We start from the raw sequence: 1082 nt of genomic DNA on the forward strand, positions 1-1082 counted from the left end.
AAGAATTAAGCGAAGATCTTAGCAACAACACCAGCACCTACAGTACGGCCACCTTCACGGATAGCGAAACGTAGGCCTTCATCCATTGCGATTGGAGCGATTAGCTCAACGATCATTTGGATGTTGTCGCCTGGCATTACCATTTCTACGCCTTCTGGTAGAGAGATATCACCAGTTACGTCAGTTGTACGGAAGTAGAACTGTGGACGGTAGCCTTTGAAGAACGGAGTATGACGGCCGCCTTCGTCTTTAGAAAGTACGTATACTTCTGACTCGAACTTAGTGTGTGGAGTGATTGAACCAGGCTTAGCTAGTACTTGACCACGTTCAACGTCATCACGCTTAGTACCACGTAGAAGTGCACCAACGTTCTCACCTGCACGACCTTCGTCAAGCAGTTTACGGAACATTTCAACACCAGTACAAGTAGTAGTTGTAGTATCTTTGATACCTACGATTGCTACTTCGTCACCTACGTTTAGGATACCGCGCTCGATACGGCCAGTTACTACTGTACCACGACCTTGGATTGAGAATACGTCTTCGATTGGCATTAGGAATGGCATATCGATTGCACGCTCAGGTTCTGGAATGTAAGAATCTAGAGCTTCTGCAAGTTCAATGATCTTAGCTTCCCACTGCTCTTCGCCGTTTAGTGCGCCTAGTGCAGAACCTTGGATAACTGGTAGGTCATCACCTGGGAAATCGTACTCAGAAAGAAGTTCACGAACTTCCATTTCTACTAGTTCTAGTAGCTCTTCGTCATCTACCATGTCACATTTGTTCATGAATACGATGATGTAAGGGATACCAACCTGACGGCCTAGTAGGATGTGCTCACGAGTTTGTGGCATTGGACCATCTGTTGCAGCAACAACTAGGATACCACCGTCCATCTGTGCAGCACCAGTGATCATGTTTTTAACATAATCCGCGTGTCCTGGACAGTCTACGTGTGCGTAGTGACGAGTTGGAGTATCGTATTCTACGTGTGAAGTAGAGATTGTGATACCGCGCTCACGCTCTTCTGGAGCGTTATCGATTGATGCGAAGTCACGAGCTGAACCGCCGTATACTTTTGA

Annotated in this window: 1 protein-coding gene; it reads right to left on the reverse strand. The window is 46.7% G+C overall.

Going from position 1 to position 1082, the window contains the following annotated elements:
• Positions 1-5: 5 nt before the first annotated feature.
• Positions 6-1082: elongation factor Tu (tuf, locus tag RH88_RS10175; RefSeq protein WP_005595559.1), on the reverse strand; the 1077-nt coding region annotated here is incomplete at its 5' end.

It is taken from the genome of Vibrio scophthalmi LMG 19158 (assembly GCF_000222585.1).
GTDB classification, from domain to species: domain Bacteria; phylum Pseudomonadota; class Gammaproteobacteria; order Enterobacterales; family Vibrionaceae; genus Vibrio; species Vibrio scophthalmi.